This window comes from Oceanobacillus sp. M60 (assembly GCF_053839645.1).
In genome coordinates, this window is the sequence record NZ_JBSSNH010000008.1 from 45,788 (window position 1) to 65,911 (window position 20,124).

A 20,124-nucleotide genomic window follows, 5' to 3' on the forward strand; every position below is an offset into this window, starting at 1 on the left:
CTCTACTACTTACAATTGAAATATTGGTTGTTAATCTACTTTCTGAGGCTTTCATTTATAGGGGTAAAAATAGACGCGGATTTATATAACAGTATTTAGCTTAGGCATCATGTCATAATAAAATAATACCCCCGCTAATTTATGTTTTGAGAATAGGCCCACTTTCACCTAACGAGGGCCCTATTCTCTTTTTAAATACATGTTATTCTTCTCACTTAAATCTATACTTTCTCCATACAATTGAATAATAGGTGATTATCTTAGTTATAATCCTGCCTTTTGAATAGTAGATTTCATTCTTTGTTTACTCTCATACATAATACGTTCTTCATCTAATGTAAGAATTTCTCTATTTTTCATAACAACTTTACCATTAATAATAACATCTTCTACATCTTTACTTGTAACGGATTCAACAATCATACCAATTAAATTATTAGTAGGAGTTATATGAGGTTGATCGATATCAATTAAAGTTAAATCTGCTTTATTTCCAACTGATATTTCTCCCTTTACATTTTCAAATTGTAATGCTTCTGCTCCACCAGCAGTAATCATTTTAATTAGTTCCTTTGCAGGTAAAACAACTGGATCAAAAACGGGAAGTCCCCAATACGCATGGATACCGGCACGAAATACTCGAATTTCATCAAACAAACTTAAATTAGATGAAGAAGCACCATCACTGCCGATTCCAATTGGCATTTCCATTTCAATCATCCTAGGGGTTTTTGGGAAACCATGAGATGTAAAGTTTACTCTTGGGCAATGTACTATCTTTACATTTTTCTCTTTTAAAAGTTCTAATTCCTTTTCAGAGTAAACAACATTATGCGCCGTCAGTAGATTAGGACCAAGCGCTCCTAAGAAATCTAAGTATTCAACTGGTCTTTTCTGATAATTCTCTAAACAAAACCTTACTTCATCTTTATGTTCAGCGAGGTGTGCATGCAAGCCCGTATTATATTTTCTTGCTAAGTTTGCTGCTTGCTCAATTAATTTAGGTGAACATGACATTACTTGCCGAATCCCAAACCAAATATGAATACGATCATTACCAGCACCGTTGTATTCTCTATAAAGGTTTTCAATATCTGTAAGTATAGTCTCTGCGGGCTGCTTCATAGAATCAGGCAAGAAATCTCCAATATCAATAGATGATTTTGTGATTGCTGCACGCATCCCTGACTCCATAGTTGCTTGTGCAACCTTATGCATATGGACACCACCAGCGTCAGCAAAAGCAGTTGTTCCTGATTTTATCATTTCTAAACAACTCATTTGCGCACTAACATATGCATCCTCTTCATCTAAGCTTCCTTCAAATGGAACTAAGATTCGTGACCAAATCATCGGGTATTCATCCATTGTACGTCCTTTTAGTAATTGCTGATTCGTGTGGGTATGGGCATCTACTAACCCTGGCATACAAAGTTTATTTTTTCCATTAATAATCGCTTCTGGACTATATTTCTTTTTTATTGTTGAAGTATCTCCCACTTCAATAATTTCCGTATCATCAATAGCTATTGATTGATTTTCGATAACCTCAAAATCTGTATTGATATAACTGCAATCTTCTATTACAAGATCAATTTTCAACTGCTACACCCTTTCCGAACTTTCCATTGATAATTGATGATTTACTTTAGTAACGAAATCTTCCATAAATGCTTCCGAATCTATTTGAAAGCAAACATCTATATTAGGTTTTTTGTCTACTTCCATATTTAGATTCTCCATTGTTCTCCCTAAAGCTTCTTTGCTTAAGTCAATTTCCAAATTCATTGGTACAGTTTGTACAAGTTCAGGATAAATTGCAACTCCAACCGCTAATGGATCATGTAACGCGCACCCTCTCAAATAAGGATGTATTCTTTTATATGCATCTAAATAAAATTGCGTAAAATCTACAAAAAAATCTGCTGAGGGCGTCCCAAATTGTCTCCATTTTTCCACATCATTTTGTGTTAATAATGTTTTTCTTGTGACATCTAGCCCAACTAAAGTAATAGGAAGATTGGATTTAAATACAAAATCAGCCGATTCAGGGTCAATCAAGATGTTTGCTTCTGCAAATTTACTAGCATTCCCAGGGGTGGCAACTGCCCCGCCCATTGTAACTACCCTACCTACAGAATGCATAACTTCAGGTGCACGTTCGAGTGCCGCAGCTAAATTAGTCAACGGCCCAGTAGTTATAATTGTCAAGTCACTGTTATATTTTTTAGTGTTCTCAATAATAAAATCTACTGCGTCTAGAGTATTTTTTTCAGTTTCATTAATAGTACCTAATGTATTCCCAAGACCATCTTTTCCATGTATTCTTCCATTATAAACTCGAGTTCGTTTTGTTGGAGTTGCAGCCCCTTCATAAACTGGTATATTCTTATTTAGAACATTTAATATATGCTTTGTGTTTCTACAGGTATATTCCACTGGAGCCATTCCATAAGTTGTAGTGATTCCCAATAATTCAATTTCAGGTTGTGCAACAGCATACGATATGGCTAAAGCATCATCAATTCCAGTGTCTACATCTAAAATAATTTTCTTCATTCCATCACCTCTAACTCTGCTATTTGGCAATCTGCTTTTTATTAACTACATATTTATTTCTTTTTTCCTGTATAAAACTGTCTCCATAATTCATTTTAGACAGGTATCGATCAGACATTTTCTTAACAATAAAATAAGCAATCAATACAGATAGAATTTTATCAACACTGTTTATTAAAATAGAACTGGAGAATACAGAAGTCCATATATCCTGCGTCGAGGCTAAGAAAACACCGGTAACAGTATCAATTGATTTACCTGTAGCCCCTCCGAAAACCATTACAGAGATAGGTGACCCAACAACTACAGCTGTTACTGTAATTACAATACCTGAAACAATGGTTGTCCATAACCTTTTAAACATTCCAAACTTAGATAAATATCCAATAATTAACCCGACTGATATCGACACCGGAGCAAAAAATAAACTTGTAGGATTTGTCAACGATGTTATCAGATTTGTAGCCAAACCAGTTGTAGCGCCTACCCAAGGACCGGCAATCATTGCTACTACCACTGTTCCAATCACATCAAAATGAATTGGTAATTTTAATAACTGTACCACCTGACTGCTTACAAAGTTAAGCGCAACACCTACCGGGATTAATAAAATTGCTAATAATGTAAAATCATGCATTAAACCTCTTTTCATAACTTCTACCTCCCTAATTTAATTTTTTATTAACCTCTGTTACCCATTAAAGCTATCTTCCTCTATTTTCTTGAAAAATTCATCAAATTCTTTTCTGGTGGGGGTAGCTGGTTGCGCACCATGTTTTGTTACTGTCATAGCAGAAGCTTTTACTGCAAATTCAATGGCATCTATATCATTGAATCCTTCCGTTTTTGCCACAGTATACGCACCGATAAATGTATCTCCCGCACCAGTTGTATCAGTTACAGGGACCTTAAAAGCAGGAATATGTTTGTAATCGGAATGACTCGCAAAAATTGCTCCTTTATCCCCAAGCGTGATAATAATCTTTTTTATTCCTTTATGAAGCAAATAATCAATCTGCCTAGTCAAGTCTTGTGGTTCATGAACATAATCTTTACTTAAAAACTCTAATTCCACTTCATTTACAATAAGCGTATGAACTCCTTGTATTATTTTCTCATTAATAAACCTTGCCGGAGCAGCATTTAAAATTACTTTACAATCATTTAAACCCAATGCTGCATCTACTACATATTCTATAATTTCTTGTTGTATCTCTTGCTGCAATAATAGGTAGGAGCTTTCTCTCAAATCAGGAAGACAGTCATTAATATCCTCTTTTGTTATTTGCTCATTTGCTCCAGGTACGTAAGTTATCATATTATCTCCTTTATTATCTACATTGATAAAGGTTCTGCCAGTATCACCTTCTCTTTTTATATTGTGTGTTTTAATTCCTTGATTTGCTAAACTCTCAATTAGTACATCACCATATTTATCTTTTCCTACTTTCCCAATCAGCTCCACATCTCCTCCTAATTTCGCAGCGGCAACAGCCTGATTCGCCCCTTTACCACCAGGAGATATATGAAAATTCTTTGCTCTTATAGTCTCTCCGATTTTAGGAAAGTCAAAAACATTGGAAATAAAGTCTATATTCAGACTTCCTATTATTGATATTTTTCTCATACAGTAGCTCCTTCTTTTTTATTACTAAAAACATGTTCAACAAACTCATCAATGGATAAAATAGTATTTCCCATATTCATATCATTTGCTAGTTCACTTATATAAGGTTGTTTAATATTAGATTTTTCAATCACATCTTCATCCCAAAAAATCTCTCTTTTATTTTTATCTGCAATAATTTGCTTATCTGCCATTACAATAACACGCTCAAAATTATTTACAACAAATTCCATATCATGTGTGATAGTAATGACTGTTGTCTTGTTCTTCTGCAAATAATCAATCAATTTAGATATTTGCATCATTCCGACATGATCTTGTCCAGCAGTTGGCTCATCTAAAATCACCACGTCTACATCCATTACTAAAACACAAGCAATGGTTACAAACTTCCTGGTGGAGAAAGGTAAATTATAAGGATTCTCATCCAGGAACCCATCAATACCGACTAACTCCGCAACATTGTAGACTCTGGTTGAAATTTCATCTTCAGAAAGACCATTTGTCTTAGGTCCATAAGCAATCTCACTATATACATCACTGTGAAAAATCTGATCATCAGGGTTCTGAAAAACATAGCCGACATGTCTGGATATCTGTGCAGTCGTATAATCTTTTGTGTTTAACCCATCTATCACGATATCTCCTTTTGTCGGTCTTAGGAGTCCGTTCATCATCTTAACAGTAGTAGTTTTCCCAGCTCCATTTTGACCGACAATAGCTAATTTTTCTCCTTTTTCAATCACTGTAGAGATATTTTCAACAGCCCTAAATCCATTGGGGTAGACAAAACTAACATCCTTTATTTGAATAAAACTCATTGTTTATATACCTCCTATCTCTGTAGCCATTTGCTAATTTCAGCTTCGGCTTGTAATTTATTTATTGGAATCTGTTTAAAACTTGAATCTCTTTTACTCATTTCTATACCTAATAGAGCGTATTGAGGCAAACCCGCCTCATATTCCAACACTTTTGGCATCGATAGAACTTCATCTACTTTTCCATCTAGCATAATCTCACCTTCATTCATGACAAAAACGTAATCTGAATGCTCAGCAATTAATTCAAGCTTATGTTCTACAAGAATGATAGTCTTTCCCTGTTCTTTTAAAAATTTTATTATCTCAAAAATATCTTTTGTTCCTTTTGGATCAAGTTGAGAAGTTGGTTCATCAATCACTAAAATATCCGGGTCCATTACAATAACAGCAGCAAAAGCCACTCTCTGTTTTTGCCCACCTGACAGCTCATATGGATTTTTATCAGTCAAATCTCTTATTCCTAATAAATCAATAATCTGTTCTACTCTTTTTTTTATTTCATCAATTTCTACTCCAAGATTCTCTAAACCATAAGCAATTTCATCAAAGACAGTATCTTTCACACCACTAATTTGCGTGAATGGATTTTGGAAAATAAATCCAATTTTACTAGCTAAACCACTCATATTCCATTCTCGAATATCTTTTCCTTCAATTAAAAGTTCTCCATCTAACTCACCTCTATGAAAATGGGGTATAAACCCGCGAATAACATTACACAAGGTCGTTTTCCCAGCCCCATTCTTTCCTATAATAGAATAAAGTTCACCTTGTTGAATAGAAAAGCTGACATTTTTTAGAGTAAATTGACCATCATTGATTGGATATTTGTAATTAATATTTTTAGCTTGTATTAGTTCCAAATCAGTATCCTCCTTACAGCTAGAAAAATGATAAATATAATTACTAAAATTTGAATCGACATATCTATTTTTGTTTTATGGAGTTCATGAAGACTTGTCTTTTTTCCTTTTGTTGAAAATGCTCTAGTCTCCAATGTAATTGCTCTCTCTTCCGTATTAGCAATTGAACTCAGCACTAGAGGACCTAAAACAGGCACAAAAGCTTTTGTCCTGGTTAAAAGAGAACCTTCCGTTTCTACTCCTCTTGCCTTCTGAGCGTCCATAATAACTTTGGATCGTTTACTTATCTCAGGAATAAATTGAAAAGTAGCAAGGATAGCATATGAAAATTTAGGTGACATTCCTACTTTTTCAAGCGCTTGGCTAATATCTCGAATAGAAGTAATTCTAAAAAACAAAAGAAAAGCAGATGCAATGGCTACGATTCTGGAAGTCAGAGTAAGACTGAGCATAACTCCTTCTTCTTTAATTGAAATAATCCCCCAGCTCCAAAGTATTTCTTCTCCAGGTGCAATAACCGATTGTATAATAAAAATAAATAGAACAAGTAACAATAATCCTTTAACAATTAAATTAAGAAATTGCTTTGCTACTCCTGCTTTTAAAGCAATAACTATACATAAAGGCAACATCATATACGCATAGAGATAACTAGGTACTAAAAAGATTGAAATAGTAACAAATAGAGGTAACATAAATTTTGTTGATGGATATAAATTAAGAATAAAATTTCCTTTATTCGGCAAAATAATTTCCTCCCTTATGTAACGGGTTACATTTTAATAATAATAAAATAATTAACGAACAGTTGTATTTCTTTTTACGTAATTTATCGGCATACATACGGATGTTTGCTTAACAGGCTGTTTATTTGCAAGAGCTAATAAAAGTTTTGTAGCTTCTTTACCCAATTCATATATTGGCTGCTGTATTGTACTTAAAGAAGGAGTTATTAGCTCTCCAATTTCAATTCCGTCAAAACCGACTATTTGCAACTCACCTGGAATACGAATATCTCTTAACATTGCTTCTTTTACCATAGCAACCCCAATTTGATCATTTCCAACAAATACAGAATCCACCTCAGGGGTTTTATCCAAAAGTTGACCAGCAACTTCGAAGGAACGCTTAAAATCAAACTCGCCTTCGTATGTTATAGCTGTCATTTCTTTCATTTTAAGAAAATCATGAAATCCTCTCGACCTTTCTTTAGCAGTAATAAGATTAGGCGGTCCACTTATTTCACCGAACACTTTCCCTCCATTTTCAAAAAGAGTTTGTGCTGCTAATTTCCCACCTTCATAATTATCTACATAAACACATGGTATATTTTTATCCATACTTCTATCCAATGCAACAACTGGCATATGAAGTCCTTTAAAATTATCACTATTACCAGATATCGAAGTAACAAGTAATCCATCAACATGATTTTGGGACAAAGTTTCAATATAATCTTTTTCTTTTTCCTTATTCCCATCAGAATTACAAAGAATTACTCTATATCCATACTGTCTAGCAGTATCTTCTACAGCTCTCGCAACTTCAGGAAAAAAAGGGTTACTGATATCAGGAATAATTAAACCTATACTGTATGATTGTTTCTTAAAAAGTGTCTTAGCAACTGCGTTCGGTTTGTAATTTAATTCTTTAATTGCTTCTAATACCTTTTCTTTTGTTGTAGGTTGAACTTTACTCGAGTCATTTATAACTCTGGAAACTGTTGCAACAGACACTCCAGAATACTTAGACACATCTCTAATTGTTGCCACCTTCTCCCTCCTTCGTTGTAACCGGTTACATTTAAAATAGCAAAAATTATTTGATAAGTCAATATTTTTTATAATTTTGTACGAAATACTGAAAATGCATTTGGCTTACATAATAATTATATTTTTAATAGTTACGTTTTTGGCAATGAAATTTCTTCCACTTTAAACGGGTGAAGATTTTTCATAATACTATTCAAATTAACGTTATAACAGCGGTGTCGTTACTTACAGGTAATAACGTTAAATTATTCAAATATGCTCCATAATGTCTACTACCATAAATCTCTATCAAGTATTCAAATAACAAATCCAACTCAGCTGCCATTTTCGGAAGACCTACTTGTTCCTGATAACTTTCTGATCATAACGCAGAAATAGTTTTTTTCTCTGTTCATCGGCCTATAGAAAAGTTTTCCCATCCCACGCTTCTCTTGATTTGAATCCCAATTCACCATACAAAAAAACACTCCTGCCCACCACAGCAACAGAAGTGTTTATCAAAAAATTATTCCGCCTTACTTACCTCATCTGTATAACCTTCACTTTTCGTATAAATTGTTAACCCCTTAATATTCTTTCCTTTATCAGAAAAAACAAAACTCGCCAGATAACCCACAACAAAGGAAACTAAGAAGGAAACCATACTCACAGCAAATGGAGTCATATCCGTTCCTTGGACAAAATAAGCTACAATAGCCGCAGTTCCCAAACCTATAAAAACACCCGGCGTGTTTGCCCGTTTCGTTAAAATGCCTAATGCGAATACAGCTGCGATAGGTACTCCAAATAATCCAGTTATATCTAAAAATAGATTCCATGTTTCTGCTCTATTGGTAGAAACCAAGTATAACGCGGCAGTCATTCCTAATACGCCAGCAATAATAACTACCAACCTTGCAAGTAATACATCATTTCCCTTCTTCTTTTCAAAAAAGCGCTGTTTAAAATCAGTAATCACACAGGCAGAGATACTATTTAAACTGGAAGAAATAGTTGATTGAGCTGCTGCAAATATTGCTGCAATCAATAACCCTGCTACACCAGCTGGAAGCGTTGTTACAATAAAGTAAGGAACAATAGCCGACGTGTTTACCTCTTCCGGTAAACCTCCCGAATTAGAGTAGTAACTATACAACATCGTTCCCATCCCATAAAATATCGGAATCGTAATAAGTGCAAGCGCTCCATTTGTCCAAAGTGATTTATTCGTTTCTTTCATAGATTTCGTTGTTTGGTAACGCTGTACAACATCCTGACTCGCTGTATATTGATGCAAGTTATTAAAAATCGAACCTAAGAAGATGATAGGTATCGCAGCTGCAGCAGTTCCAAACTGAAAGTTCCCTGCAGTGATTAACTTATCATTCTCTAAAGCATCCGAAATAATTGTTGAGAATCCGCCATTTATATAGTTTATCCCAACACCAATGACAAGGATAGCTCCTCCAAGCAGGATGATTCCCTGAATAACATCGCTCCAGATGACACCCTCTATTCCACCGAGGAAAGTATAAATAATACATAAGATACCTACGATAGAGGCAATCAACATGGGGTTTATATCTGAAACCGATGTAATGGCAAGCGTAGGCAGATACACAACAATTGCCACACGTCCAATATGAAATAAAATAAATAATAAACTTCCCACAACTCTTAATGACGCCCCAAACCGTACCTCTAAATATTCATAAGCACTGGTAACGTTCAGCTTTCTGAAAAAAGGGATATAAAAATAGATCAGGATTGGAATAATTGCAAAAATAGCAATATTCCCTGCTGCATAAGACCAATCTGTCAAAAATGCCTGCTCAGGTGTAGACATATACGTGATCGCACTTAATGTCGTAGCATAAATACTAAATCCTGCTGCCCACGCCGGGATTTTCCCGCCAGCAGTAAAAAATTCGTCTGTATTTTTACCAGCCTTCTTTGTAAAATAAAGACCCACTCCCAGCATTGCAATCAAGTATACAATAATGACCAACCAGTTAGCCGTTCCCAGCCCTATTTTATCCATCTTATTTCACTCCTCGAATTATAAGATTTTTTACACACCTTCTGATAAAGCGTTTTCTTATTTAAGCGCAAAAGCCATTAAAAATGACTTTTGCACGCATATATTACAATTGGAATTGCTCTACTAATTTAACTACTTCTTCCTGCTTTGATTCATCAAAAGCTTTCATTGGCTGCTTGGTTGTCCCTGCGTCGATTCCTTTTACTTTTAAAATTTCTTTCAATGTCTGATAGATTCCCAGTTCAAGCACTTTTTCAATTAAATCATTGGTAACATGCTGAATTTCATAAGCTTCGGAAACCTTATCCTGCTGGCAAAGTTCAAATATCTGTTTTGCCCGCTGACCGTTTACATTGTATGTGCTGCCGATGGCTCCATCCACCCCGGAAATAGCACCGTAAATCAACATTTCATCAAAACCGGAATAAATCAGTTTATCAGGAAACTTATTTCGCAGTCTTTCTAACAGGAATAAATTGCTATCTGTAAATTTAACACCAATTACTTTTTCATTCTCAAACAGTTCTTCAAATTGAGCCGTTGAAATAGCCACACCGGTTAAGGCTGGAATAGCATAAATAATCATATTATTATTCGTTTTTTCAATGATGGTTTCATAGTAGGTCTTGATTTCTTCAAAACCAAATGGATAATAAAACGGTGTCACTGCAGAAAGACTGTCATAGCCTAACTCTGTAGCATATTGTCCTAACTCTACCGCTTCATCTAAATTAATCGAACCAACCTGCGCAATTAATTTCACATCTGACTTTGCTTCTTCTTTCACTGTTTTAAAGATAAATTTCTTTTGTTCCAGCGACAACATGAAATTTTCTCCAGAGCTTCCATTAACATATAATCCATCGACTTTTTGCACATCTATATTCTGCCTTACAATTTCTCGTAAACCTTTTTCCTTCACCTTTCCTTCTTCATCAAAAGGAACCAATAATGCTGAGAAAATACCCTTCATAATAAAAAACCTCCAAAGTAGTTGAAATAAATAAGTCTTTAAATATATAATATGGTCAGACCAATTTTCGATATGTTCATCATAGAAGGTGTCACCTTAATTGTCAAGATAATTTTTAGTAAATTTCGATTCCTGTATGCGTTTTATTTCTTTGAACCTTGAGAACACGTGGGCAGGAATGATAATTCTTTTAGATGCAAAAAATTATTATTATCTTCTTTTTTGCCTTCTGCTTATGCTGCTTCCTTATGTGTTATGATTATTCTATTAGGAGTGGTGTAGATGGCAATTCAAAAAACATCATTAGTAGAAATAGCAATGGATAGGATTAAAACATATATTCTTGAAAATAAATTAAAAGAAAATGATAAACTGCCTACGGAAAAAGAACTTATTGCCAAGCTGCAGGTAAGCAGAACGGTAGTAAGAGAGGCGTTAAGATCTTTAGAATCTATTGGTATCTTAAAAATCAAACCCGGCGGCGGAGTTTTTGTAGGGGACTCTGATTTCCGTTCAATTAAATCCATTCTCAAACATCATTATGAAGCTCATGGCGTAAAGATTAGAGAGCTGGTTGAAATCAGAAAAATTCTGGAGCTGGGTGCTTTAAGGCTGATTATCGAAAAAAATTTAGATGTAGATTTCGATTACCTGGAAAGCTTGAATCAAGAGTACTACCAAGCAATTACCCATAATTGGGACACCAAAAAATATGATCAGCTGTTCCACCAGCATATTATCCGAGAAGCAGATAATGAAACGTTTTATAATTTCACCGAGGTGATTCAAGAGTATTTCTCGCTTGTAAAAATTGATTTAATGCAAAGCAAAAAAGACTTGTTAGCATCTTACAAGGAGCATAGCGAAATACTGGCAGGTCTCAAAAACAAAAATTTAGAATACAGTCATAAAATCATGTCTGTACATTTTGAACCTATCTTTGACTATATTTATGAAATGGAAGGGTTAAAAGAAGATGGAACCAATTAATGCATCGGAAAGAAAATCTTTAAAACAAACAATTATTCAAGAAATAAAACAATACATTATCGATAATAATTTAAAAGCAGGCGACAGGCTCCCCGCAGAAAGAAAATTTATGGAAATATTCGGGGTGAGCCGTTCTGTGATCAGAGAAGCATTAAGTTATCTGGAAAATACAGGTGTAACCAGAGTCCGTCAAGGGCAAGGTGCTATTTTAAATGAATCGAATATTGACAAATTACTTGATAGCTTCTTTTTTCTATGGCAGGTGAACGGCGGCGACTTAAAAGACATTCAAAGCCTGCGTGTCATATTTGAATCCAGCGCAATGGAAGAGATTATTAAAATTGAAAATAACAATAATCTTCTCAAACTGAAAGAGTCAGTTATAAATAATAGAGAAGCCGTGACAAGAGAAGCGTTTATAGAAGCGGATATGAACTTCCATAAACAGCTGTTAGAAGCCACGAATAATGTGTTGTTTATACAGATGACCAATATGATAACCAGCTACTTTTTTGAATCTGCATCACGTATCGATATAACACATCAAGAATTTCAAAAAATAAATGATGAACACGAAAAAATGGTAGATATGCTAATTAACAAGGATGTGGAAGGAGCAAAAAGTCTATTGACGGCTCACATAAATAATACGAAGAAAGTTTAGGTGGTGGAAGGTGAATTATGTATCGATAGATATTGGTGGAACGTTCATAAAATATGGCGTGATGGATACGAACCACGTCTTTCAATTCCAAAGCAAAGTGGAGACAAAAGTAAATATAGACGATGCCATCTATCACCAAGTAGAAGCCATTATTACGGAACAAAAGCACGCATACACGATTTCAGGAGTCGGCATCAGCACAGCTGGAATCGTTGATAGAAATAAAGGTGAAATCGTTTATGCCGGCCCAACGATTCCCAACTACGTAGGAACGGCTTTTAAAAAAAGACTGACGGAAAGATTGAATGTACCTGTATATGTTGAAAATGATGTGAACGCAGCCATGCTGGGCGAAGTTTGGAAAGGCGCTGCCAAAGGAGCAGACAACGTATATTGCTTAACGCTCGGTACCGGCATCGGAGGCGCTCATTACGATAATCATCGATTGATTGATGGAGCTAATTTAAAAGCCGACTCCATTGGCTACCTTTTATATGATCCCGAGACCAAATTGAATTACGAGCAAAGAGCCTCCACTTCAGCACTGAATAATGTGTTAAAAAGCGAACTTGGAAATGCATTTCATGCTGAAAAAGCGTTTGAACTGGCGCGCTCCGGTGACATGAAATGCTACGATGTGATTTACAAATGGACCGCAGAAGTAGCAAAAGGTTTAGCCCAAATCATTCTAATGAAAGACCCTGCGATAATACTAATTGGCGGAGGAATCTCCAGACAAGGGGACTATCTGCTGAATCTCATTAAAAATCAGCTAACTATTTTCCTGCCAGCTCATTTTTTAAATACCGAATTGAAAATAGCGCAACTCTATAACGATGCTGCTTTATACGGAGCAGTCTTCCCATTCTTTAAGGAGGATTGATAACATGCTAGAAAAAGTGGAAAAGTCTTTAATCGTTTCCTGTCAGGCATTACCTGATGAACCGCTGCACAGTTCTTTTATTATGTCTAAAATGGCGTTAGCAGCAAAAGAAGGCGGTGCTGCCGGCATCCGCGCTAACACAAAGGAAGATATTTTGGAAATAAAAAAAGAAGTGGGCCTGCCAATCGTAGGTATTGTTAAGAGAGATTATCCTGACAGCCCTGTCTTTATTACGGCCACCTATCAAGAAATAGATGAACTTTTAGAAAGCGGCTGTGAAATGATCGCTCTTGATGCAACTGCAAGGAAACGGCCAAATAAGATAGAGCTTAGCGAATTAGTAGATTATATACGCAGTCAGAACAACACTGTGGAAATCATGGCGGATATCGCTACATTAGAGGACGCAAAAATAGCTGAGCGTTTAGGATTTGACTGTATTTCTACCACCCTTCACGGGTATACAGAAGAAACAGCCGGAGAAAAACTCTATCATCATGATTTTCAATTTTTAAAGGACGTATTGGAGGCAGTTCAAATTCCTGTTATTGCGGAAGGAAATGTCATCACTCCAGAAATGTTTAAGCGCTGTCTGGATTTAGGTGCTTATGCGAGTGTTGTCGGCGGAGCAATCACCAGGCCGAAAGAGATTACGAAGCGATTTTTGGAAGATTAACTATTTCTGATTAATGAAAAACAGCTATGGAGGTGGTACCGACCCTCCACAGCTGTTTTTCATTCTCTTCTATTATTAAATTTTTTCTTAAAGAGATGTATCAGTGGATGACTTACTCACATCCAACCCCGTCTCCATCCCGATCTAGATGAGGGCCATATCCAGGATCACCTTCACGCACTGGTGCTGCACCAGCTTCTCTTGCTGCCGTACAGTTCTGATATTGCACATTGGAACTAGAGGATGATTCACTCGAACCCGAACTAGAATCAGACTCTGAGCTGGAGCTAGAGCCAGATCCGGATTCAGAGCTTGAAGAACTACCGCTGGAGCTTGCAGTAGCCGAACTGGATTCTGCACTTGCCACCTGAGACTCCAAGTCGCTAATGTCGCCCTTTAAGGATTCATTTTCTTCAGATAGTGCATCAACTTCATCATTTAGAGAGTTAATTTGCTCATTTTCCTCTTCCAAGGATGCTACCAGCTCTTCATACTCCTCTATGTCGCCAGATGCTTCCTCTGCCTCTGCAGTTAAATCAGCTATTGCATCCTCATGCTTGCTTTCCAGTTCTGCAATCTCAGATGTATGCTGCTCTTCCAGCTCCGTAAGTGCTTGTTCATGATCTGCATGGATGCTTTCTAATTCACTGTTGAGTTCTGTGTTTTCTTCTGTTAACTCTGTCACCTTTACTGCATTTTCATCTGATTGTTCTAAGCCCATTCCAAAAGCACTCAAAACAAATCCACTTATTACAGTACTGTAGAACACTCGTTTATTTAACACTTTTTCCCGCTTGAAAATTTTCTTCTGAACAAGATGGACAATGATGTAAATAAATGCAAAAAATAATACTAAACCTCCTAGAGACTGTAACCCATAAACCACTATTCTTTTCTCCCCTTTTAATTACTGCAGCTCAAAATAACTGAAGTTGCAGCTTTGTCTATTTTTTGCATCTATATCCTATTTACCTGCTTGAATGATTGCTTATCTTATTATGTAATAATGTATAAAGTTCGTTATTTATGTTTTTGTTTATAAAGTATTCGGCGTCTGCAACAGGATATAAAGACACAATACTATAATCATAGTTAATTATACCTTAAATAACAAGGGAAAATGAAGTATTATTTGCTAGTTTTGATAAAAATTGAATAATTATCTTTATAATTGTTGGAATTTTAATTTTTACAGCTTTATATTATTTTTAATAAATAATTATAATACTAAAAAAGTGAGACAGATTTTACTCTGCTCACCTTTTATATTCCCTGTCGTATCACTGTCAACGGAGAGTTCTGTCCTGATATTCTGCGTAAAATAAATAGTATTTACTCCATTCTCTCCTCCCCGCCGCACCCAACAATCAACTCAATTGCTTTCGGCACCTGCTTCACATCCCAAACAGGCACAATCCACGGAGGTGTAATAACCTTCTCATCAAAATCCTTTCTTACAGAAACCTCCGGATTTTGCAGCCAAATTGAATGCATCCCAACTTTATTAGCTCCAATAATATCCGTGTCCCATGTATTACCTATCATAATCGCTTCATGAGGCTTGATGTTCAGTGCATCCAATACGTTGTGATATACGATGCCATCCGGTTTTTCTGGAATAGCTGGATCCAGCTCTGATTTCGTCGCAAAGACATATTCAAATCTATCTAAAATATGTAATCTTTTTAATAGATTTCGAACAACGTCGCTGTCACTGGTTGCTGTATTGCTGAGAATCGCATGCTTTAAACCCATATGACTTATGGATTCCAGCACTTCCAGTACATGTTCCCTTAATTCTATTTCCGGATATTCCGTAAGCGGTTTTTCATCCATTCTTCCGTTTGGCGGGGTCGTTAATGTTTCTCCCAAATCCCATATGATGTGAGTTACCATCCATTTCATCCTCTCATTTTTATTCACGTTTCATCCTTCTATTAATTCATGTACAGTATATCGTGAAAATAGCATCTTTCCTAATCATTAGAAGAAGATGCTTTCAAATAAAGTTCTCCAAACTCCCCTTCGAAATCACCCGCCCTCCATCAAAACATGCTATGATTAGCTAAACAATCAACAGCAAAGGCTTTTATGACAAAACCAATGGAGGGACAACAATGAGCTTAGACTATACCAATTCCATTCCGCTTTATGTCCAATTAAAGCAAAAAATAGAGTAGAACGTATATAATGGCCGTTATGCAGATAAAATCCCCAGCGAAAGAGAATTAATGGATGAATATTACGTCAGCAGAAGTACTGTCAGACAAAGCATCCAGCAGCTTGTCCTGGAAGGCATCTTAGTGAAAAAGCCTGGAAAAGGAACCTTCGTTGCGGTAAGTACCATTAATGACTGGCTTGGAAGTCTCAGCAGCACCTCTGAAAATATGGAGAAGATGGGAATGACTCCAGGAGCAAAACTGATTACATCGCAAGAAATTGAATTATTCGGAAGGTTAAAAAAATTACCAAGCTGGAAAAGGCCCACTATTTTAAAAGAATAAGATTCGCTAATGATATTCATATGGGAATCGAAAGGCACTATTACCCCGTTGCCTTAGGAAAGAAATTAGCACAATTCAACTTGGATCAGGAGACATTCTATGAGCTGCTGGAAAGGGAGTTAAAAGTCAAAACCTTTCAAGCAGAGCAGGAAATCAGAGCGGGAGTTTCCACAGCAAGTGATTCGGGGTTGTTGCACATTCCGGAGGGGTCAAGCATCATGATTGCAGAAAGAAAAATCACTGATAAAAACGGCGGTTTTGTCGAATTTGAGAGAGCTTTTTATCGGGCAGATATGTATTCCTTCAAAATAAAATTGTCGAGAAATAGCAAATAATGACATAATCCTCTCCTTCGTGTTAACTGGTACGGACATTCTAACCATCTTGAGAAGACGATGTTATATCGTATAAAATATGAAGTATACCTATGTATATTAGCAAAATTGGCATTCACCAATCTGTTGGCTGAATGCCTTCGTTGCCTTTATACGGATAGCAGGGTTTTATACGGTTTAATCTGTCAAAAACAGACAATTTTTTTCAAAATAACACCGTCTATCATTCAGAAAAAATTCATACCATTCCATATTCGAAGGAGATTAACTTATGAGAGAAGTGAAAAAGAGAGAGACACTGACCAAAACACTCAAGCCGCATTGGGTCTGGGCGATTGCGTTAGGATCAGCCATTGGCTGGGGAGCCTTTGTACAGCCAATCAATTGGATGTCCACCGCCGGACCGCTCGGAGTAATAATCGGCTTCTTTATCGGTGCCTTGCTCATGATTCTGATTGCCGTCAGCTATGGGTTTCTGATAAAAAGCTTTCCCGTTTCCGGAGGAGAATTCGCTTATGCCTATGTCAGTCTCGGCAGGACGCATGCTTTTATTTCCGGATGGTTTTTAACTTTAGGGTATATCTGCATCGTGGCACTGAATGCATCTGCATTTGCGCTGATGATTAAATTTATCTTTCCAAGATTGATTGAAAATATCCCGCTTTATCAGATTGCCGGCTGGGATGTCTATTTGACCGAAATTTTAGTAGCAGCCATTTTACTCGCTTTATTTGGATTTTTTAATATTAGAGGAACGACCCTGTCAGGAAGTATGCAATTCGTTTTTTGTATCGTTATGATTGCAGCTATTTTTATTCTGCTGCTTCTCGTCGGCATCCAGCCAAGTGCAGGTTTTTCTAATATTACACCAATGTTCCCGCCAGAAACAACAGCAATTGCTGCGATTATTTCCATTGTTGCCATTGCTCCATGGGCTTATGTCGGCTTTGACAATGTTCCGCAAGCTGCAGAGGAATTTGATTTCCCATCCCATAAAGCATTTCGTTTAATCGTCTTTGCTATTTTAGCTGCAGCTACATTATACAGTTTAATGATTATAGCAACCTCCATGATTCGCCCATGGGAAGGCGTTGTAGAAGAAAATCATATCTGGGGAACCGGATATATTGTTGAAGAGCTGCTCGGACCTTTAGGGTTAGCCATCCTTGCAGTCGCATTGACAATGGGAATTTTTACTGGGTTGAACGGCTTTATCATCTCATCCAGCCGCCTATTGTTCGCCATGTCCCGGGCAAAGATTATTCCGGAAGGCTTCTCCAAGCTTCATCCGAAATATAAAACGCCATACTGGGGCATCATTTTCGCAGTAATTGTTGCGATGCTGTCACCATGGTTCGGAAGAGAAGCATTGATGTGGGTGGTAGACATGTCCTCCATCGGTGTAACCATTGCTTATTTTTATACATGCTATGCAGCTTCTACCTTATTTAAAATGAAAAAGGATCACACCTTTAACGAGAAAAAACATATTGAAGCTCCCCGGAAGAAAATTATCGCTATTCTTGGGATGATTGCCAGCATTATCTTCCTTGGACTGCTGCTTATTCCAGGCTCTCCTGCATTCTTAGGAGTAGAGTCCAGAATTGCTTTAGCTGCCTGGATTATTTTGGGGATTATCTTTTACCTGATCAAGCGCAAAGATCTCAAGAAGATTCCGGAGAAAGAATTGAGTTATTATATTCTCGGGAAGGAAGAAATTGAGATTGAGAAGGATGAGTAAATAGCAGGAACGGAAAAAGGATTTTCAAATGGAAGGTTTGAAAATCCTTTTTCCGTTCTTGTGTGATGAATTAAATTATTCACTTCTATTTTATAGTAAGAAGAATGGAGCAACACCATTATTATCGATTGGTATTGGTGACAGATGCATACTCCGGCATATACCTAGAGCCGAATCATGAAATACGGCATCTTCCGCAGCATAAAATACCTTGTTTTTTATATCAGCTTTTCTCCCAGTCCCATTGCTTAACCTGACTTTCCTACAAAGCTTCAGATGGGGCTGAGAGCTGGTAATTCTTCGCCATACGAGCAGCACTTTCTGCTTCAATATATCCCCATACGTCATCAAGCGTTGGATGAGAGGTTGCTTTTAAGATACTCTTAATATCATTCGGACTAAGATTCGGATTAGCTTCCAGCATAAGAGCAATAATCCCTGCACAAATTGGTGTTGCCATGGAGGTACCTGACAATTGAATATAACTTTCATCGATAACCATCTCTGGCAGTTCCGATTCAATTGCCGATCCTGAAGCCAGCAAAGAAATAATGTTGGTGCCTGGGGCGTAAACATCCGGTTTAACGAGCGTATCAATCGTAGGGCCTCTGCTAGAATACTCTGCGATAACGTCATCCGCACGCTCTAACGTGTTCTGATCATCTGTCGAACCTACTGTAATAATAAATGGGTCGATTGCTGGTGTACTGATAGTTGCTGCACTAGGTCCGCTATTTCCAGCAGCAGCAACGACAACTATTCCTTCATGCCATGCAGCTTGAGCAGCTAGCGATAAAGGATCGTCCCGGAATGATTCATACGCCGGAGCCCCAAGCGAAAGCGAGATAATCTGAATATGATGCGCTTCTTTATGGTCGATACACCATTCCAAGCCTTCAATTATGGTGGATAACCTCCCGCTTCCTTGTTCATCCAGAACCTTTATTCCAATGATAGAAGCTTCTGGTGCAGGGCCTGTATACTTTCCATTGGAGGCACTTCCATTTCCTGCAGCATCTCCTGCGCAATGTGTCCCATGTCCATTATCATCATACGGATCATTTTCCCCATTTATAAAATCTTGAAAAGCTACAATCCGATTCGCAGGGGTCGTCAAGTCTTCATGCGGATAAATACCTGTATCAATTATTGCCATCGTAACGCCTTTTCCAGTTAATCCAAGCTGTTCTCTTACTTTTGCAGCGCCTGTTTGCTCACTGGCAATATCCAAAAAGGAGGTTACAATCCGATCGTAAAAAATACGATCTACTGCTTCATGGTCTTTAATTTGTTTAATTCTATCCGGTGTTAGATGTCCTTTTATAGCATTTATACTGTGGAGTTCTCTGCCTAGTTTATTATGGGAGTCAACGTTGCATACTTTTAAGAGGTCGTCTTTTTTTCCTTGCTCACAATTCTTTCTTAAATAAACGATAATGGGGATTTCATTGTTGTTGGTTTCTTGATTAGTTACTTTCCGAGAATTTCGTAATTGTTCCACTAAGCCAGGGTCAAGTTTATGTCCGGCATCTTCGAACCATACTTTTTTCCGTTTGCTCATCTTACTCCTCCTCGTAAAATATTTATTTTGCATACATAGATTACCACTGAAGAATATAGAAAACAATCGGACAGGTTTACTATTTTTAGAAGATTTTAAATAAATATACAGTAGTTTTATTGTAAACTACCA

General features: G+C 36.8%; 20 protein-coding genes. 7 read left to right on the forward strand and 13 right to left on the reverse strand.

The annotated features are described in order from the left end of the window. Positions 1-264: 264 nt before the first annotated feature. The 10 genes from ACW0TQ_RS18990 to ACW0TQ_RS19035 form a co-directional block, all read right to left on the reverse strand. Positions 265-1,602: an amidohydrolase family protein gene (locus tag ACW0TQ_RS18990; protein ID WP_332094508.1), complete on the reverse strand. Its 1,338-nt coding sequence runs from the start codon at positions 1,600-1,602 to the stop codon at positions 265-267. Positions 1,603-1,605: 3 nt separating this feature from the next. Beyond that, complete coding sequence (locus ACW0TQ_RS18995; RefSeq protein ID WP_332094509.1) at positions 1,606-2,559, reverse strand: nucleoside hydrolase; 954 nt, start codon at positions 2,557-2,559, stop codon at positions 1,606-1,608. A gap of 19 nt (positions 2,560-2,578) precedes the next feature. Then, positions 2,579-3,211: an ECF transporter S component gene (locus ACW0TQ_RS19000; protein ID WP_332094510.1), complete on the reverse strand. Its 633-nt coding sequence runs from the start codon at positions 3,209-3,211 to the stop codon at positions 2,579-2,581. 39 nt (positions 3,212-3,250) lie between these two features. Continuing rightward, complete coding sequence (rbsK, locus tag ACW0TQ_RS19005; RefSeq protein WP_455725913.1) at positions 3,251-4,186, reverse strand: ribokinase; 936 nt, start codon at positions 4,184-4,186, stop codon at positions 3,251-3,253. After that, positions 4,183-5,007, reverse strand: coding sequence for an energy-coupling factor ABC transporter ATP-binding protein (locus ACW0TQ_RS19010; RefSeq protein WP_332094513.1), 825 nt, complete (start codon positions 5,005-5,007; stop codon positions 4,183-4,185). The genes rbsK and ACW0TQ_RS19010 overlap by 4 nt, the downstream gene beginning before the upstream one ends. A gap of 14 nt (positions 5,008-5,021) precedes the next feature. Next, positions 5,022-5,873 (reverse strand): energy-coupling factor ABC transporter ATP-binding protein, encoded by an 852-nt coding sequence (locus tag ACW0TQ_RS19015; RefSeq protein WP_332094514.1) that lies wholly within the window; start codon positions 5,871-5,873, stop codon positions 5,022-5,024. Then, positions 5,864-6,619, reverse strand: coding sequence for an energy-coupling factor transporter transmembrane component T (locus ACW0TQ_RS19020; protein WP_455725914.1), 756 nt, complete (start codon positions 6,617-6,619; stop codon positions 5,864-5,866). The genes ACW0TQ_RS19015 and ACW0TQ_RS19020 overlap by 10 nt, the downstream gene beginning before the upstream one ends. 51 nt (positions 6,620-6,670) lie before the next feature. Further along, positions 6,671-7,645, reverse strand: a complete 975-nt coding sequence (locus ACW0TQ_RS19025) for a LacI family DNA-binding transcriptional regulator (RefSeq protein WP_332094516.1) — start codon at positions 7,643-7,645, stop codon at positions 6,671-6,673. Between the two features lie 505 nt (positions 7,646-8,150). Further along, positions 8,151-9,665: a sodium:solute symporter family protein gene (locus tag ACW0TQ_RS19030; protein WP_455725915.1), complete on the reverse strand. Its 1,515-nt coding sequence runs from the start codon at positions 9,663-9,665 to the stop codon at positions 8,151-8,153. A 103-nt stretch (positions 9,666-9,768) separates the two neighbouring features. Continuing rightward, on the reverse strand, positions 9,769-10,638 hold the full coding sequence (locus ACW0TQ_RS19035) for an N-acetylneuraminate lyase (protein ID WP_042529745.1): 870 nt from the start codon (positions 10,636-10,638) through the stop codon (positions 9,769-9,771). Between the two features lie 282 nt (positions 10,639-10,920). On the opposite strand from ACW0TQ_RS19035, the gene ACW0TQ_RS19040 reads away from it, so the two are divergent. From ACW0TQ_RS19040 to ACW0TQ_RS19055, 4 genes are read left to right on the forward strand one after another with little or no spacing between them, the layout of a single operon-like run. After that, on the forward strand, positions 10,921-11,628 hold the full coding sequence (locus tag ACW0TQ_RS19040) for a FadR/GntR family transcriptional regulator (RefSeq protein ID WP_256705082.1): 708 nt from the start codon (positions 10,921-10,923) through the stop codon (positions 11,626-11,628). After that, positions 11,615-12,292 (forward strand): FadR/GntR family transcriptional regulator, encoded by a 678-nt coding sequence (locus tag ACW0TQ_RS19045; RefSeq protein WP_042529741.1) that lies wholly within the window; start codon positions 11,615-11,617, stop codon positions 12,290-12,292. Before ACW0TQ_RS19040 ends, ACW0TQ_RS19045 begins: the two co-directional genes overlap by 14 nt. A 10-nt stretch (positions 12,293-12,302) precedes the next feature. Continuing rightward, positions 12,303-13,175 (forward strand): ROK family protein, encoded by an 873-nt coding sequence (locus ACW0TQ_RS19050; protein WP_455725916.1) that lies wholly within the window; start codon positions 12,303-12,305, stop codon positions 13,173-13,175. Positions 13,176-13,179: 4 nt separating this feature from the next. After that, positions 13,180-13,851: an N-acetylmannosamine-6-phosphate 2-epimerase gene (locus ACW0TQ_RS19055; RefSeq protein WP_193064623.1), complete on the forward strand. Its 672-nt coding sequence runs from the start codon at positions 13,180-13,182 to the stop codon at positions 13,849-13,851. A gap of 112 nt (positions 13,852-13,963) precedes the next feature. Here ACW0TQ_RS19055 and ACW0TQ_RS19060 read toward each other — a convergent pair whose 3' ends face one another. Further along, positions 13,964-14,737 carry an excalibur calcium-binding domain-containing protein gene (locus tag ACW0TQ_RS19060; RefSeq protein WP_455725917.1) on the reverse strand — a complete coding sequence of 258 codons (774 nt, stop codon included), beginning with the start codon at positions 14,735-14,737 and terminating at the stop codon, positions 13,964-13,966. A gap of 446 nt (positions 14,738-15,183) precedes the next feature. Further along, positions 15,184-15,747 carry an HAD family hydrolase gene (locus ACW0TQ_RS19065; protein WP_455725939.1) on the reverse strand — a complete coding sequence of 188 codons (564 nt, stop codon included), beginning with the start codon at positions 15,745-15,747 and terminating at the stop codon, positions 15,184-15,186. 335 nt (positions 15,748-16,082) lie between these two features. Here ACW0TQ_RS19065 and ACW0TQ_RS19070 point away from each other — a divergent pair, with 335 nt between their 5' ends. From ACW0TQ_RS19070 to ACW0TQ_RS19080, 3 genes are all read left to right on the forward strand, one after another. Further along, a complete protein-coding gene (locus ACW0TQ_RS19070) occupies positions 16,083-16,355 on the forward strand; it encodes a GntR family transcriptional regulator (protein WP_455725918.1) in 273 nt (90 codons plus the stop codon). Positions 16,356-16,375: 20 nt separating this feature from the next. Then, positions 16,376-16,690 (forward strand): GntR family transcriptional regulator, encoded by a 315-nt coding sequence (locus ACW0TQ_RS19075; protein ID WP_455725919.1) that lies wholly within the window; start codon positions 16,376-16,378, stop codon positions 16,688-16,690. A gap of 280 nt (positions 16,691-16,970) precedes the next feature. Further along, positions 16,971-18,431 (forward strand): APC family permease, encoded by a 1,461-nt coding sequence (locus ACW0TQ_RS19080; protein ID WP_193064655.1) that lies wholly within the window; start codon positions 16,971-16,973, stop codon positions 18,429-18,431. A 262-nt stretch (positions 18,432-18,693) separates the two neighbouring features. Here the strand turns inward: ACW0TQ_RS19080 and ACW0TQ_RS19085 are convergent, their stop codons facing one another. Beyond that, positions 18,694-19,992, reverse strand: a complete 1,299-nt coding sequence (locus ACW0TQ_RS19085; protein ID WP_042529735.1) for a S8 family peptidase — start codon at positions 19,990-19,992, stop codon at positions 18,694-18,696. Positions 19,993-20,124: the final 132 nt, after the last annotated feature.

What these genes read in the sequence shown, in the direction of transcription:
- ACW0TQ_RS18995 (WP_332094509.1), bottom strand. Translation starts at nt 2,559, where the DNA reads ATGAAGAAAATTATTTTAGATGTAGACACTGGAATTGATGATGCTTTA.
- ACW0TQ_RS19000 (WP_332094510.1), bottom strand. Translation starts at nt 3,211, where the DNA reads ATGAAAAGAGGTTTAATGCATGATTTTACATTATTAGCAATTTTATTA.
- rbsK (WP_455725913.1), bottom strand. Translation starts at nt 4,186, where the DNA reads ATGAGAAAAATATCAATAATAGGAAGTCTGAATATAGACTTTATTTCC.
- ACW0TQ_RS19010 (WP_332094513.1), bottom strand. Translation starts at nt 5,007, where the DNA reads ATGAGTTTTATTCAAATAAAGGATGTTAGTTTTGTCTACCCCAATGGA.
- ACW0TQ_RS19030 (WP_455725915.1), bottom strand. Translation starts at nt 9,665, where the DNA reads ATGGATAAAATAGGGCTGGGAACGGCTAACTGGTTGGTCATTATTGTA.
- ACW0TQ_RS19035 (WP_042529745.1), bottom strand. Translation starts at nt 10,638, where the DNA reads ATGAAGGGTATTTTCTCAGCATTATTGGTTCCTTTTGATGAAGAAGGA.
- ACW0TQ_RS19040 (WP_256705082.1), top strand. Translation starts at nt 10,921, where the DNA reads ATGGCAATTCAAAAAACATCATTAGTAGAAATAGCAATGGATAGGATT.
- ACW0TQ_RS19045 (WP_042529741.1), top strand. Translation starts at nt 11,615, where the DNA reads ATGGAACCAATTAATGCATCGGAAAGAAAATCTTTAAAACAAACAATT.
- ACW0TQ_RS19055 (WP_193064623.1), top strand. Translation starts at nt 13,180, where the DNA reads ATGCTAGAAAAAGTGGAAAAGTCTTTAATCGTTTCCTGTCAGGCATTA.
- ACW0TQ_RS19065 (WP_455725939.1), bottom strand. Translation starts at nt 15,747, where the DNA reads ATGGTAACTCACATCATATGGGATTTGGGAGAAACATTAACGACCCCG.
- ACW0TQ_RS19070 (WP_455725918.1), top strand. Translation starts at nt 16,083, where the DNA reads ATGGATGAATATTACGTCAGCAGAAGTACTGTCAGACAAAGCATCCAG.
- ACW0TQ_RS19075 (WP_455725919.1), top strand. Translation starts at nt 16,376, where the DNA reads ATGGGAATCGAAAGGCACTATTACCCCGTTGCCTTAGGAAAGAAATTA.
- ACW0TQ_RS19085 (WP_042529735.1), bottom strand. Translation starts at nt 19,992, where the DNA reads ATGAGCAAACGGAAAAAAGTATGGTTCGAAGATGCCGGACATAAACTT.